6 protein-coding genes are annotated in these 15,179 nt (G+C 48.9%); all 6 read right to left on the bottom strand.

Annotation, left to right across the window (positions count from 1 at the left end; genetic code table 11):
• Positions 1 to 828: 828 nt before the first annotated feature.
• Positions 829 to 2,787, bottom strand: a complete 1,959-nt coding sequence (locus HMPREF9442_RS05575; protein ID WP_147639886.1) for a right-handed parallel beta-helix repeat-containing protein — start codon at positions 2,785 to 2,787, stop codon at positions 829 to 831.
• 104 nt (positions 2,788 to 2,891) lie between these two features.
• Entirely contained in the window at positions 2,892 to 6,473 is a 3,582-nt protein-coding gene (locus HMPREF9442_RS05570) for a carbohydrate binding domain-containing protein (RefSeq protein WP_008626275.1), read from the bottom strand.
• A 170-nt stretch (positions 6,474 to 6,643) separates the two neighbouring features.
• The gene (locus HMPREF9442_RS05565; protein WP_008626271.1) at positions 6,644 to 8,341 is read right to left on the bottom strand and encodes a RagB/SusD family nutrient uptake outer membrane protein; all 1,698 of its coding nucleotides are present in this window, start codon (positions 8,339 to 8,341) and stop codon (positions 6,644 to 6,646) included.
• A 19-nt stretch (positions 8,342 to 8,360) separates the two neighbouring features.
• Entirely contained in the window at positions 8,361 to 11,597 is a 3,237-nt protein-coding gene (locus HMPREF9442_RS05560; RefSeq protein WP_253271034.1) for a SusC/RagA family TonB-linked outer membrane protein, read from the bottom strand.
• 4 nt (positions 11,598 to 11,601) lie between these two features.
• Positions 11,602 to 13,209: a hypothetical protein gene (locus HMPREF9442_RS05555; protein ID WP_008626267.1), complete on the bottom strand. Its 1,608-nt coding sequence runs from the start codon at positions 13,207 to 13,209 to the stop codon at positions 11,602 to 11,604.
• 37 nt (positions 13,210 to 13,246) lie between these two features.
• Positions 13,247 to 15,175, bottom strand: coding sequence for a fasciclin domain-containing protein (locus HMPREF9442_RS05550; protein ID WP_008626265.1), 1,929 nt, complete (start codon positions 15,173 to 15,175; stop codon positions 13,247 to 13,249).
• Between the last annotated feature and the right edge of the window lie 4 nt (positions 15,176 to 15,179).

Raw genomic sequence — 15,179 nt, 5'->3', positions numbered from 1 at the left:
TATCTCTTAACAAGAGAGCGACTGGCATACGTTACGCATTGAATATCAAATTTATATATAGATGAATGGAAATAAGAACAAAAACGGAATAATCACTTTATATTGGCATTTCCCAAAAATATTCTCTAAATAGCGTTTAAAAATCAGTTTTTTCCTTTAATTTTGTATGCCAGTCGCTCTCTTGTTAAGAGATAGACTTTTATTCCACCTGAAAATCAATCTGAAAACAGATATTCGGTTTATAGCTCCAAATAGAAAAATGATATGTTTTGAATAGTCCTGGTAACAGAATGCAATTACCATGCCATTTTTCCGGCAAAGAAAAGTCCGTTTCAAGTGTATTCCACAGATTTTTTCGCCCGAAACATTCACACGATTTCACACTACAAGCTCGTTTTTATACTTTCATAACCAAAAATAAGACCCAATCTCAGCCGAATGATTTTTCATCTGGCTGAAAAAACATTTTTTTTCTCCGCATGGCATACCGGCCTGTTCCGCAAATCCGTCCAAAAACGTCTTGAAGGCCATTCAAAACCGTGCCGTATAGGCTTGTTTTTTCTCTAATTGCCCCCCTCCTGCCATCCAAAAAAGGAAGCAGGCATGTCAGGCAAATCCCACTTCCGGCTTTCACGCTCCATTGCAGCATACGCCCGACACGCCCTCCTTACTTTCTATTTGCGAACAAAAACATTACCATACCGACAAAAAGTCATCCCCCCAACGTACGAGATTCGTTTATTTCCGGACACGCCCTGCAACGGGCACAAATAACAGATTCTCATAAGCCGTGAATTGACTTTTTGACAAACTGACAAATCCACAGGCTTACTCTTTCGCGACAATCTTCGATGCCTGCCCATCGGAGCTTTGCACCCTGACTATGTAGAACCCGCGTGGCATCCCACCCATGTCGTAGTTGTAACTGCCGCCTGTGGCACGGGCTTGATGCACCATCTGCCCGTCGTGGCTGTATATGCAAACCGCAGCCTCGCCGTCCTGCCATCCCACGACCAACGTCCCTCTTCCACTATCGTAAACTATCCTGCAGTCCCCGGCATCCCGAAGGTTTCCGGCCACCGACTCCGGCTCCCCCTCCGTGTTCTTGCGGATTTGCACCACGACATATCCGCAAGACGCACCGGCTTCGCCGACATTCGGCACGAGATGCAAAGCCAACAGCTCGTCATACGGCGAAAGCCCCATGCCTGCCATCGTGAAACGCTTCACGGTCTCGCCGGGCGCAAACACCAATTCGCCCGTCGAAAGAAGGAAATCTTCCCCTTCCCTAGCCTCTCCCGCCACAGGTTGCAAGGCCAAGCCTAATTCTTCCGCGCACGGACGCGAAAGACGTACGGTGAAAGCCACTTCCGCATCGCGGTCCATCCGCACGACATAGCGGTCGAAAACGGCTTGCACGGGCACCGGTACATCCTGTCCGGCAGCCCCGACCGGTCCGGGTCCATAGACGGGATACGCCCCAACGTCCACCCCGCCATATCCCATGCCTTTGGCCCGGCTGTTTTCCCTCAACGTGAAGTCCTCTTCTCCATAGGCCGTCGACACGAATCCGGGTGAGCCTTCCAAGTTGCCCTCGCCGTCCAAACGGGATTGGAACGTGCGCAACATCACTTCCCGGCCACACAACACGACCGATTTCGTATTCCCCGGCGTGTACACGATGTTGTCTACGAACAAATGGGGGCCGGCACCGTATGCGGAATCGGAGAACTCGATGTTGTATCCCGAACAATCGTAAACGATGTTGCCACGCATGCGGTCGCGCCGCGACTTGTGGACAAAGAAACCGGTCTCGCAACGGTAAGCCACATTGTTTGTCCATTGCGCGTCTTCCGTCCATCCCGTGGCATAACGCGCCGTCTGGTAGCCTATCCCCTCCAAGTTGTCCCCGATGTTTTCAGCCACCACGTTGCCGGCACACCTCGATTCATTGAAAACAAAATCACCGCAATCGTGCGCACGGTTCCTCAATATGACATTACGGCTACCATCGCGGTCGAGCCAAATGCAAGTGCGTACCTCCGAAAAATAGTTGGAAACGACGAGGTTATCCCCGTCTGACATGTCCTGCACGTCGACACACCGCGTATAAAGGTTCTCTCCGCCCCAGGAACGTTTCTTGCCGCTGAAACGGAAAAACGAATTGTGTGCCACCATGTTGCCGGTACATTCCTGGCCGTTGAGGGAAACCCCGTCGCCTATGATGTCCTCAAAAACATTGTCCACCACCGCATTCCTCCGGGCATTCCCCATCCAAATGACGGAGTTGGCATTCCATGCCGACACCTCGGGATGCCCCAACTGCTCAAACCTGCAACGGGACACCACGCAACCTTCGCTCCCCTCCATCGCCACGGCGCACCTCGCATACTTGAAATCCCGGAACGTGAAGCCTTCCAACCAGACGTATCGCATTCCGGAGAGGTCGAACACCGCGCTGTAGCCACCGGGTGACGTGTCGGGATGCTGCAGTACGGCCTCTCCCGTGCCAGGCTGCGCCTGAAACACCACATAACGCCCTTCACTGCCGGAATTGCCGGGTTTCACATCGTCGAGCACGTACAAACCTCCGGACACGAACACCGTGTCGCCCCCTCGGGCAAGGGAGGCAGCAACCTGTATGCTCCGGAACGGGTGTTCCCGTGTCCCGTCACCGTCAGCCGCAGCAGCTGACACATAATAAGACTTGCCCCCGGCATCGGCCGCATGCAACATGAATGCCGAAAAGCACAAAAAGGCAATTAGGATTCTTTTCTGATTTTTCATAATGCTTATCTTAACCTGCATCGTCCTACCCCAAAAAAGGGGAGGCTTCCCTTTACCTGAAAACCTCCCCTTGAAATGGAATATTAAAAAATAAAATTATGAGTTCACTTCACTACCACCTTCTTCACGTCGGTCGTTCCGTCGGCACGATGGATCTTCACGATATTCACACCCCTCATCGGACGTTCGAGCTTCATGCCGTCCAACGTGTAGTATTCATAAGACACGGCCTCGGCAGCCTTCACGCCGTCAATATTGTCGGCATACGCCTTGGAATAGTCGTAACCAGCAAGCGGAGCTACGAAAATAAGACGCACATCATCAGCATAAGTATTTGTATCCCAAGAACCTTGATCCGTACCATCCGCATTTAGACTCTTACCGGAAGTGTACGCCTCTTTCACACCGATGCTCAATACCATACCTTCTTTCACTTCCACATTCTTAATGACCGTTGGGAATCCTTCAGATTGGCTATACTTCGTATCGCCTTGTTCAAAAGCAGCACGCAATGTATCACCTTCAGCCGTAGAAGCCCAAATGTACATGTCAGGAATGCTATCACTTCCCAAGCCAGCTATCTTGCCCGGAGCTGTACGGGTACGCATGTGAATGTCATACACGCCAACCGGCAAATTACTAAGAACCTGACGCACCGTATAACGTCCACGATAAAGGTTAATCATAGAGTTCACCACCCAGTGAGAAGCATCCGTCAAATAAAGACCGGCACCGTCACGCAAATGGGCATAACCTTCTGTGGTTTCCCATCCCGGTGTATTCTCCGTCGTAATCGTATCGGCAGAAGAACTGCTGAACGTGTAGAACTGCGGATTCTTCACGAAGCCGGTAAGTTCCAAACCAGAAGTCAGAACCTTATACCCTGTAGTTGTGGTACCGTCTGCCACCGTTTCACTGTATAGCGTATCCTTCATCTCGTCGGAAAGGTTGCCATTCTCACCCAAGAACTTGTAGAGAGCCAACCTATTGTGCCAGTTCATATCTTCTGCCATAGCGTCATCATCATCCAAGGCATTCAGTGCATCCGTGATGATGCTTTCAGGCTCTACGCCCAACTTCTCAGCCGTAGCAGCAGACTTCGTCAGGCGGTAAGTCAAAACGTCCACGCAAGATTGGATGTTACCCACCTTGTCCGCAATGGAACCTAACTTTTCTACGGCACTTGCCAATGCCTCATCGTCCAAGTCCAAAGAAGACGTTTCGCCATATTCTTTCAGTAAAGCTTCGCCTTCAATATATTCATCCGTCATCACATACTTGGAAGCCGGGTCTATCTTGGCCATGTTGTCGCGCAATGTCTGCAATTTCGGATCATAGTTATCCACATTAGCCTGACGGGCCAACATCGTGCCGCACAAATCATACAACTTCGCGTTCATGGCCTCCACGGCAGACGGGCTGTTGAACGTGCCCTTGGCTTCTTCCAAAGCCTCGGCCAAGGCTGTCTTTGTCTGGCCATTGTAAATCTCATTGGCCACAGCATTGAGCACGACGGTCGCGCTGTCCACGGCCGCAGCCAACTGCGCCTTGTAATATGCCGCATCGGAAGGCTTGGTAATCAATTCCACGGCCCCCAAAAGGAATTCTTCGAAACCTCCTCCACTTTGGCAAGAGAACTTCAACATATAATAGCCCTCTTCGTTTACTGTAAATTCCGTAGTGGTAACAGACGTGCCCGTCACCGGCATATTTTGACCACCATTTACGCTCGGTTTGGCTTCAAGCCCGCTGAAATGGGCAACCACCTCACCGCCTGTATCAGGATTCTTCAAATCAATCTTTTCAAGCGAGAAATTGAATTTAGGCAACGTTCCGTCTCCAAATGCCTTCCACGCAGCCATGCGGAATGAAAGCTGATATTTGCGCGGTGTCAGGCGAAGCGCTACTCCCGGATCCATTTCCGGATCCAAAGTGCCGTCGGGCATCACATAGTCTTTTACCTGTTCGCCATAAGTGGCCGTACCCACCGTACCGCCGGTAGCACGCCAATAAAGAGCCATACCGTTGAAATCACCGGTATAAGGACCCTGCAAACGGCATCCACCACCGCCAATGTTACCACCCCAGTTATAATTCCAAACTTCACCGCTTTCTGTCACACCATACTGGTGGATGGTTCCATTGTCGTTCGACAACCAACCTTTCGGGAAAGTACCGTTGGCATACGTGGCAAAGTCTTTAGCAGCAGAATAAACGAGTTCCGTTGTTCCCGTGCTCTGATCCGGCCCTACGGAGAAGTTAATGGTCTGTGGCTGCAATGCCTCAAAACCGCTCAACGCATTGGTCACATTGGTCACCACCAACTGGTATTCGCCATTCTCCAACGTGCCGACCGATACTACCACAGTTTTCGGATCCTCCTCGGACACCACGGTTGATTCATACAAATCGGCTACTTGCACGCCGTTCTGCATCAATTGGACAGACGCGATGTCCAAAGCCACGTCACGGTCGTAAGTCACACGCACTTCATTGAATGAAGACGGATCCAACTCAAAGCTGTGGTCTTCCGGCACTGATGACAAGTATACCGGGCCGTCCATCAGATAGGACATTTCTTCGATGGTCTCATCATAGTAAATGGCTTCGCTCGTGAATGGGAGCACTTTCATCTCGCTCGTCACATCCATGCTCGGACGTTGGTCGGTGGTATAGATGAGCGGGCAATCCGCATCGGGCGTGAAGCTGACTTTGATATTGGCACTCTCATCCTCGGCGATTTCATTCGCCATGAAAATATACATGTAACCATCCTTCTTCAGTTCCACTGAAGCCACTTCCATCTCTTCCTCGCCGTTCGTCACATTCACATACGAATTGGGCAACAGATGCACCCCGATCGGGTCAGTGTTGGCAGAAGCCAACTGGGCGGCATTCGTAGGATAACCGAAGTCCACCTTGATGGCATCATAATTATACGTACAGCCTGCCATCGTGGCTTCTTCAATCTTAATGTCATCCAAAAGATAACGGCCAGGATTGTACATATTGATGGTCAGGAAATACGTGTCAGGGAACGACGTATCATCACCCTTCCACCAAATCGTGTCGTTCTTCGAAGGGTCTTCGGGGTCATTCACGATGATGTCTTTGATGTTATCATCGAACTGGTCGAAGAACTTGTCCTGCACGGTCTTTCCGGAGTTGTAAGCCACGAACGACAAACGCCGCCAATCGCCCGTCATGATGCCATCCCTCCAATCGTAATAATACTGCGCACCGCTCTGCGACATCAAGGGAGCCTCAAGGTGTTCCCTTCCAATGGACAGGCTCGATTTGATGGCCGTATTTATCGGGTCGCCCCCGTCAGCCATCGTAAAGGTCTGGTCGGCCTTCACCCAAAACGACACACGGTAGGATTTGCCTTCCTCAATGGGCAAATAACGCAACTTCAAACCACGATGCCATTGGGAACCCTGTACCGTATTGGAGTTGTTCGCCTCCAAGGCATACTTGCCTGAATAAGTCTCTTCACACTTCTCATTCCACACATCCCCGGGTTGGAGGTTGATGTGGTCACCGTAGAAGTCCGCAAATTGCGTGGAGTCCTTGTGATGGTAGAACTGGTCACCATCCTCGAAACCTAACGTTGCAACGACTTGCGCCTGGGCTGTCAAGCCGAATCCGGCAAGGCCGAGCAACATCAAAAAGTTTTTCTTCCTCATAAACTTCAATTTAAGATTAATACTAATTTATATAACTCTACTTTTTTCGTTTTTAAGATTCCGGCGGCTAAATTAGCCTTTACCGGAATCTTTTCCAAAATATTTTGTATCATATACTTTAGGATTTGTAACATCCTCCAGTTTACACTGATTTACATAGTATTACAGATTCACTCCAATGGCAAATACCAATTATTCCTATCGGACAAGCGGCTATAAAGTTCCGCATTGAAACTGTCTTTTCCATCGCGCCCGGCTACTTTACGAGCTAAAAAGTCCGTGTCGCCGCGCCGAAGTGCGATACGTTGCAAGTCTCCGAAGCGCACTCCAAGGAAACTCTGCTCCAAAGCCATCTCATCACAAATCAAATCTTCCACAAAGAGAATGGAATCTTCACGAGTGGCCAATCCTTCGGGAATGACATAAAGCGTGTCGGCATAAGACTCGCCACAACCATAAGAATGGATTCCCTCCGTATTCACTGTCGTCGTAGAGGTGGACGACATGTCCTGCGTAATGAAATTGTACTGGCTCCATGTCAGCAGATTGCCCGCACGCCCACGCTCTCCGGCATTGATATACTTAGACACGGTACCGTTGCTCAACCCATACTTCAGAACGGCAAAAGCCGACTCGGGCAAGCCTGCACGGTTGTAAGCCTCGGCCATACGCAAGTAGACGGATGAAAGACGGTAGAGAGGAACGTACAGCAAAAAAGAAGACTCAGTAGAAGACAAACTGAAACGTACCAACGTCTGATAGTCTTCGGAATAATCGTCACGGCTCGACATGTGCGACACCCTGACATTTGAACACAAACGCAAATCTCCCAACTCACGGCTGTCACTATAGACCGTGTTCTCTCCCGGAGAAATCGTATCCCGTAAATTCGTGGTCGGATCCGTATAGACCATCACGTAACGCTGCGCCTGCGACAGTTCCAACAACGCCTGCGAAGAAGTCATCTCGAAGTAATACCGGTTATTCTCGGTAGAATTAAGGATATCCCCCAACCGGCTCACAACCCCGTCGTATTCACTGGCTTCCATCTGAATGTCCACCAAATCAACAATAGATGAAAAAGAAGTGGTATGACTCTTGAATTCGTAATTTCCCCAACGGCATTCCAAATTGCCGCCCGGTGCCAAAGGGTTGTCGAAATTCGTCAGGTAATCATGGTAGTATTGTGCAGCCTCACGGTAACGCCCGGCCCAAAGGCAAAGGTCGCCCAACAAGGCACGCACAGGGATGAAAATGTTACTATGATTACCGGTCAAGGGATAATCTGTTTCCACATAAGGAGCCAAATCCGGAATGAAGTATTCGCAAATCTGCTTCACATCATAAAACGGATAACGTGAAGGGTCCGCCTCTGCCTCCGTCATCAACGGTTCCGTAAAGAAAGGCACCCTGCCATAATAAATGGCCAACTGCAAATAAGTCCATGCACGGAAAGCTTTCACTGCGGCATACTCCCGGATGAACACTTTCTCACCACGCAAGGAAAGTGCCGTATCGGCATGGGCTATATAATAATTACAGTTCTGAATGACGGCATAATAATCCTCCGGTGCATTGTATCGGTTGCCTGCCGTTGCCGTGAAGCTTGCCAGTTCCTTCAAGTCGGTCGTGGCCGTTTCCGTCGCGGAAGAAAGTTCTCCCATCATTTCTCCGAGAATAATCGTACGGTCGGCCACCACTTGCATCTTGTTCATAATGCCTAACAAAGAATACACAGTATCGTTGGGCGAATTCAGTTGGGGACCGAAATCCACCAAACTTGAATCCGTATCCACACAGGAAGTAATGGCAGCACCGGCTCCAAAAGCCAACGCCAATGCCATAGAAAATATCTTGTTCTTTTTCATGATTCGTTTCAATTGAATGTTACAAGTTAATCTTTACACCTAATGAGAAATTACGTCCTTGAGCCAACAGACCGCGGTCTATCCCTGCCGACAACACACTGTTACTTGAACTGAATTCAGGGTCAGCACCCAAATACTTCGTGAAGGTTAACAGGTTGTTGGCAGCTCCCCACACCGTAATACCCTGCAAATAGGTCGTACGGATGGGAAAGTAATAACTCAAGGTGACATTCTTCAGACGAAGGTAGGAACCATCCTCAATCCAACGGTCGGAGAAACGACTGTTGCCCGGTGCGTCCAAATAATAGGTACGGGGGATATCCGTGTTTTGGCCTTCATGTGTCCAACGGGACAACATGGCGGTAGTCTGGTTATGGAAACGCGATCCGCCTTCCAATAAACGGCGTTGGTAATTATACACGTCATTACCCAAAGAATAGTTAAAGACAACGTCCAACGAAAGGTTCTTCCAACGCACGTTAGTGAAAATATTCCCGTAAAGGTCGGGATTGGGGTCACCGATAACCTGCATGTCTTTTTCGTTAATCTCGTGGTTGCCATCCTTATCGACGAACTTCATATCACCTGCGTGGAAGTAGGTCTTCGCCCCAGTCGCGTTGACCTGATACAAAGCTGCGGCATCAGCCTCTTCCGTTGTGGCAAAGACTCCGTCCGTCTTGTACCCATAGAACACTCCGGCAGCCGTACCTACCCGTGAAAGCACATTGCCTCCGTAAAGTTCCGTAATAAACGAACCATTCGGCAAGGAAGTCAGCTCGTTCTTATAATGTCCTGCACTGGCTCCCAAACTCCACTTCCAGTCTTTCAAATCGATGACCCTGGCAGACAGGCTCACGTCGAAACCTTGGTTCTTCATCTCACCGCTGTTCTTCCAATTGGTCTTCAAACCGCTGACATACGACAACGCGCTCAAGCTAAGCAAATTGGATGTCTTACCATAGAAATAATTGAAGTTCACGCCCAAACGGTTATCCAAAAGGGACAAATCCAAACCTGCCGTCCAACGTGCCGTAGTCTCCCATTGCAATTGCGTGTTACCGATGTTGGCCATAGACAAGCCTGTCGACGTATTCCACATCTTCTGTCCCACAAAATACGTACGCGATGCCTGGCTTTCAAGGTCGTCGTTACCCACAAGGTCGAAACCCACATTCAGCCGCAAATAATTCAGGGCACGAGTACGGGGCATCCACGACTCATTGGTCAACACCCACGCTGCCTGCACTGACGGGAAGAATCCCCAAGCATAATTGCCGACCTTCACCCCGTCGGCAGCATCCACTCCGAACTTGGAGCTACCTGCCATACTGAGCGCTGCCGAAACATAGTAGCGCTCACGCCAGTTGTAATCGGCCGAAAGGTAATAAGTCATGTCCACCACTTCTTCTTCCGTACCGTCCGTAGATTTGTAGAGCAAACCATCCGACATGTTAGGGGTCTTGTCGTTACCGCTATTGTACCCCACTTGGGAATTCAGCTGGTAACTCGTACGTTGGTAACGCAAGCCTCCGTGCAAACCGAGCCAGTGCGCCTTGAAACGGCGGGCATAATCGAAGTAAGAGTCGCTCATGATGACCGTTTCACGTGCGGCCAAGGCAGAAGCACGGTTCTGCAAGGCCTCGCCCACTCCTTTCACGTCAAAATCGGGCACCCCGTTCATCGGCAAATAGGCATTCTCGTCCGTATTCACCAATTGGAATGCGAAATGCTCTGAAATGCTCCAATAGCGGTTGATATTCCATTTCGGAGTCACGGCTAATGTGATAAGACGGTTACCGAAATAATTTTTGTTGTCACCGTCTCCGTTTTCCAAAATGAACAGAGGGTTGGCCAACGAATTCAAATAAGGTTTGGTCCTCAACACATCGAAAAGGTAATCATCCGCATCGGCCAAATAAGAAGAAATGTTCCCATTCGTGTCAAACGCATACGGACTGAGGAAAGGCGACTTGATCAGGCTCAGAAACCCCGGTGAAGAAATCACGCCGTCATCCAATGTGGCCGGTGCCCCGTCATCACGCATGTCGCGCGTCACATCGCTATAAGCTGCATCGAAACGTACTGTGAGGTTTTTCGCCAACACGATGTCAGAGTTCAGACGCAGATTGAAACGCGAAAAAGAATTGTTCTTCAGCGTGGCATCAGCCGCAGCATACCCTACCGACAGATTATAGTTGGCCACGTCATCCCCACCCTGCACGTTGATGCTATAGTTCTGGGTGAAGGCTTCCTCGTACACATGTTTCTGCCAGTCCGTATTGTTATGATACACATCATAGTAGTAGTAATTCGGATTCGTCTGCAAAAACTTGAAACTGTTATTGGTCGTACCCGTCGTTCCAATCAGTTCGGAAGCGTAGATACGATACTGTTCCCCATCCATCATATCCATCGACTTGGGCAATAATTCATAGCTTCCACCGATAGAAACATCGATTTTCGTGGCCATGCTCTTATTACGCTTAGTTTCGATGAGAATCACCCCATTCGCACCTTTCGCACCATAAATAGCCGTCCCGTTCTTCAAAACACTGATTTTCTCAATATCCTCCACCATGATATTCGCAAGGAGGTTGTTGAAGAAACCGTCATGGACGGAAGGAGCCGAAAGCCTCATATCAGTGATGACCCCGTCAATGACAACCAACGGCTGCGCGTTCGTATTGAGCGAGTTCAGGCCGTTCATGAACATGGCCACGCCCATGCCCGGCACACCACTACGCGTAATGGTATGTATATCGGCACCCAACTTGTTCTGAATCTGACCGTCAATACTGATTTCATTCGTGTTATAATCCACAGCTACCGTCCTTTCACTCGTAGCTGCCCCTGAAGCCGTATAGACCGGATTGAAGGCATCGCTGAAAATATAGGCATCCACCGAACCATTCCCTTTGCCGAGCGGTACTTGAAGGGAGTTGTAACCGTCTCCGCGCATCCACAAGGAAGTAACATATTCCGGAACTTGGATTACATAATCCCCCTTCTCGTCGGTCATAGCCGCATAACGTGCGTCATTGAAAGCAGAGACACTGATACCGGCTGCCGGCTGCTTAGTGGCATTATCATAGACACGTCCTTTAATTTCGCGCATCGGAACTTCCGGCAACATGGGTTTTACCATCTTTGCAGAATCCCGTACCGTAGCCTGGGCAGATTCCTGATCCACCTCTTGAGCCGCCACCGGAGCTGCCACGGCGGCCATCAGGCAAAATGTTGATAAAATATGTTTCATGGCACTATTCTTCTCTATTGGGTTTGAAATATAAACAATCAAGATACATCTCGCGGTTATACCGTCCGGACTCCATGCGGCTGATACTGCATTCCAATGTCAAATGCACTTTGGCATTAGGCTGGCCGTAACTACATACGGGAATGGTGAACGTACCAATCTTCACCGTATCCACCCGATATGGGTCGTTTTTCACCTCGTCCTCAAAATCGAAGCTTTGCTCTATGCCGTCTACCGTCTCGTAACCAATGGAAGCCTTGAATTTACATGGGCGGAAATTACGGTCGGTGGCATTATATACAGTACGAGGCAACACGACCGCGCAAATGTCATACGTTCCTGACAGCACAGAGGGAATCTGGAATTCCATAGTCCAATTGGATGAATTCGTACGGGGAGAAATCACCAGATACCCATCGGAAATACTGTCTGCGGCAGAAAAACGTGACGCATAGGTGCAATCCTTGTAGTCCGTCATCATGCTTTCATACTCGGCTTCGGTCTTCACCGGATAGAAATATATGTCTTCTGGCTTGAACGGCCATTCATGCAAGTTATAGATTGCCCCGTTGCTGCAAGCCATCGTGTCACGCACGAAATCGGAAGAAAAGATACCCCCGGAAGCCAACGGATTATAGTAGACATGCCTCCGCTCCTCGTCATACTTGCTATATGCAATGGAACATACGGAATCTTCCATGTGCGCGCAACCATATTTGCGGTTATACACCAAATCCCGGATAACGGCCTGATGGGCATACAAACGCTGCAAAGAATCCGCCTGATTCACGCTGCCGTAATTGAAATAAGACAGTGCCTCGTTGTAAACCTTATCCCACACCCGATTTTCGGGTACCAACATAATAAAACTACTGTCTTCCTCGTTTATGCGGTCAAACCAGCCAAACAATATGTTAGTAATATTCATCACAGAATCGGAATAGACGATGTTACCATCTATAATACCGCTTTGTATACTGGCATTTTCATCCAACTCCAATTTCTCATAACCTTTGAAGAAAGAACCAACACCGACATATCCCGACAAAGTGGTCAAAGCCTCATATATATTATATAAGTAGGGGACTCCACCTGAAAGCACGTGCAAGACTCCGTTCTTCGCTGCTCCATTAACTCTCCCCGAAGCATACGACACACCTTGGAAAGAACCCGGAACTGCATCAAGGTATTTGTTATTGAGCATAAGGACCTGCTTTTCGTCCGTGCTGTTAGTTATGAAATGCGCAATATGATTCTGCACAAAGTGCTGCCCGCACATGGAATCGCCCGACACAGTCTGGCATTCCGCCAACAAAGAGTCCACATTAAATTGCCCGTCTTTGGGAGCCCAAACAGTAAAAGTCTGGTCGCTGGCCAACAAATCTGCGTACGTCACTTTTGTCGGCTTATTATTGCTAAACACATGCGTGGCGCGAAGCACCTTGAGAAAATCACCCAAATCCCCCTGTTCTTCCATCACTTGAAGAAGGGACTTGTCGGACACAGGGCGGCTTTCATTACCATAATGCTCGTCCCACGTATCGGTACACGCCACAGCCGCCAAGGCCATTGCCGCTACCGCAAAGTTCTGTATTTTATTATTTGTTTTCATATACCTGTTTTTTATATTTACCCTATATCACCTCACATTAATGGGTGTCCTCGGCTTCCACCCCGGCATAGATGCTCTTCGGCACAATCTCGAAATAATTGATAGGCAACTCGGCCTGCGGGTTATCCACTACCAATTTAATCCGTATGTAGTAATCCTTTTCCGGACTCATATTCTCCGTAGTCAAAATCTTACGTAATTTCATCGGCTGTGCCCTCAGGATGTTGGCTCCGCCTTGCGCCCAAGAATCCATATCTTTCATGTAACCACGGTTGCGCATAGCCTTGTCGATGGCACGATTACCTTCCTCGTCGCCCGGAGTGTCTGCCACCCATCCAATCAAGGGATCGATAGGCCAAAGTGTAAAGTCGATGGGCAATCCCATTGGTAACAAGCCATCCGGATCCGTACCAAAATATACCTGTACCTTTCCACGCATATCACCCCAACCATAGGCAAAACGCACCTCATAAGTTCCCTCTTTGGGTACCGGAAGCAACTTGAACGTCACGTCGAATTGCCCCACCATGTCGATACAATCCGCATAAGTCACCATCCATACGTCACGCTTACGTAAAGTCATGGTCGGGGTCTTGCCATGGAAATCCCAACCTTCGACCATCTTAAATCCTGTGGCACGTTCCGTATTTCCACGCGCCCCGCAATTCATAAACTCGGGAGAAAGCGTGGCTGCCATAACACGGATTCGGTCATTGAAAACCACGTCGCGTGTCTCCAAATTATAATCCAAAACCTGATCGATATAATGGTAGATACCATTCAAAGCCTGTTGGTCCACCTCCCCTATCTCAGAAGGAGAAAACACCTTCGTACCCCGAACCGTATAACGTGGCCCTACTCCCTTACGGTTGATAAAAAGCCCGTCGGACGGTGTGCTCATCTTCATGATAGTACCTTTCAACATCGTGGCATACCAGTCTGTGCAATCAATCAAATCCGTCTTGGCGCATATATTTTTGATGTCACCCGACACGGTCCAATCGTTATAAGCCCCGTAATATGGCAACAAATGGTAAGAAATGAAGCGGTTCAAGGGATTCTTACGGTTCGTCCAATCGTCGTCATACAATCCTGCATCTTTAGGAAACATTTGGTCATACACCTGCTTGGCATGTGCTTTCAAATCATCCAAATCGTGTATTCCGTTGGCTGCATAGACTTCGTCAGTCTCCACGAATGCCGTATAACGCTTCATCCGCGTACCGACATAACGCATAGCATATTGCGAACCTCCGGTATGGATGATTATATCCTGGTTCACAGAATCTTCACTACAGAAATAAGTAGGGTCGATATACTGCTTCAACGAATCACACAACCCCGTCAACACAAGTGCTTCATTGAAAATGGAGATAGTGGAATCTTCCGCCAACAAATCCGGCAACAGAAACGACTGCGGCACGATTACGCGGTCAAGCGTATGCACCACACCATTTTCCACAGAATCGTCCCGTACAACCAAACGCGCACTCTTGTTGATGTAATAAATCACATTATTGTTGTTCAAGGCATCCGAATCACAAGAAAACGTCAGATAGCGTTCATTCATGTTTGCCGTCGGAATATTCCCGTCTATCAAGTCCGTAGTGAAATAGGCTTGGTTGATAATATGGTTCCATGACAAGGTATCACATTGTTCCTTTGTAAGTTGGTCCACACTTTGAATACCCAATTCATGAAGATATCGCTCCACGGCCTTATTATTCGGAGCCAAACAAGTATAGCTCCCGTAGGCTGCCATCATGCCATACATACCAGAACGTTGGAGAATGGCTATGAAGTCGCTGAATTCACCGGAACGGTTCTGAAGATAGTCAGTCACCATCTCTCCCGTAAACGTATAATAGTTCTCTGGCAAAGGTTCATCGGAACAAGAAACCGTAAAAGCCGGAATGGCGCAAAATGCCAACACGAACCGTATCAATATTTTATCTATCTTTTTCATAATT

The sequence above is a fragment of the Paraprevotella xylaniphila YIT 11841 genome, from assembly GCF_000205165.1.
Taxonomy (GTDB): domain Bacteria; phylum Bacteroidota; class Bacteroidia; order Bacteroidales; family Bacteroidaceae; genus Paraprevotella; species Paraprevotella xylaniphila.
Note: the sequence above shows the minus strand (reverse complement) of the source record. Positions and strands in the feature narration are given on the sequence as shown.

Bases quoted from the DNA above. Each gene is read 5' to 3' on its own strand.
- HMPREF9442_RS05575 (WP_147639886.1), bottom strand. From the start codon at position 2,787: ATGAAAAATCAGAAAAGAATCCTAATTGCCTTTTTGTGCTTTTCGGCA.
- HMPREF9442_RS05570 (WP_008626275.1), bottom strand. From the start codon at position 6,473: ATGAGGAAGAAAAACTTTTTGATGTTGCTCGGCCTTGCCGGATTCGGC.
- HMPREF9442_RS05565 (WP_008626271.1), bottom strand. From the start codon at position 8,341: ATGAAAAAGAACAAGATATTTTCTATGGCATTGGCGTTGGCTTTTGGA.
- HMPREF9442_RS05560 (WP_253271034.1), bottom strand. From the start codon at position 11,597: ATGAAACATATTTTATCAACATTTTGCCTGATGGCCGCCGTGGCAGCT.
- HMPREF9442_RS05555 (WP_008626267.1), bottom strand. From the start codon at position 13,209: ATGAAAACAAATAATAAAATACAGAACTTTGCGGTAGCGGCAATGGCC.
- HMPREF9442_RS05550 (WP_008626265.1), bottom strand. From the start codon at position 15,175: ATGAAAAAGATAGATAAAATATTGATACGGTTCGTGTTGGCATTTTGC.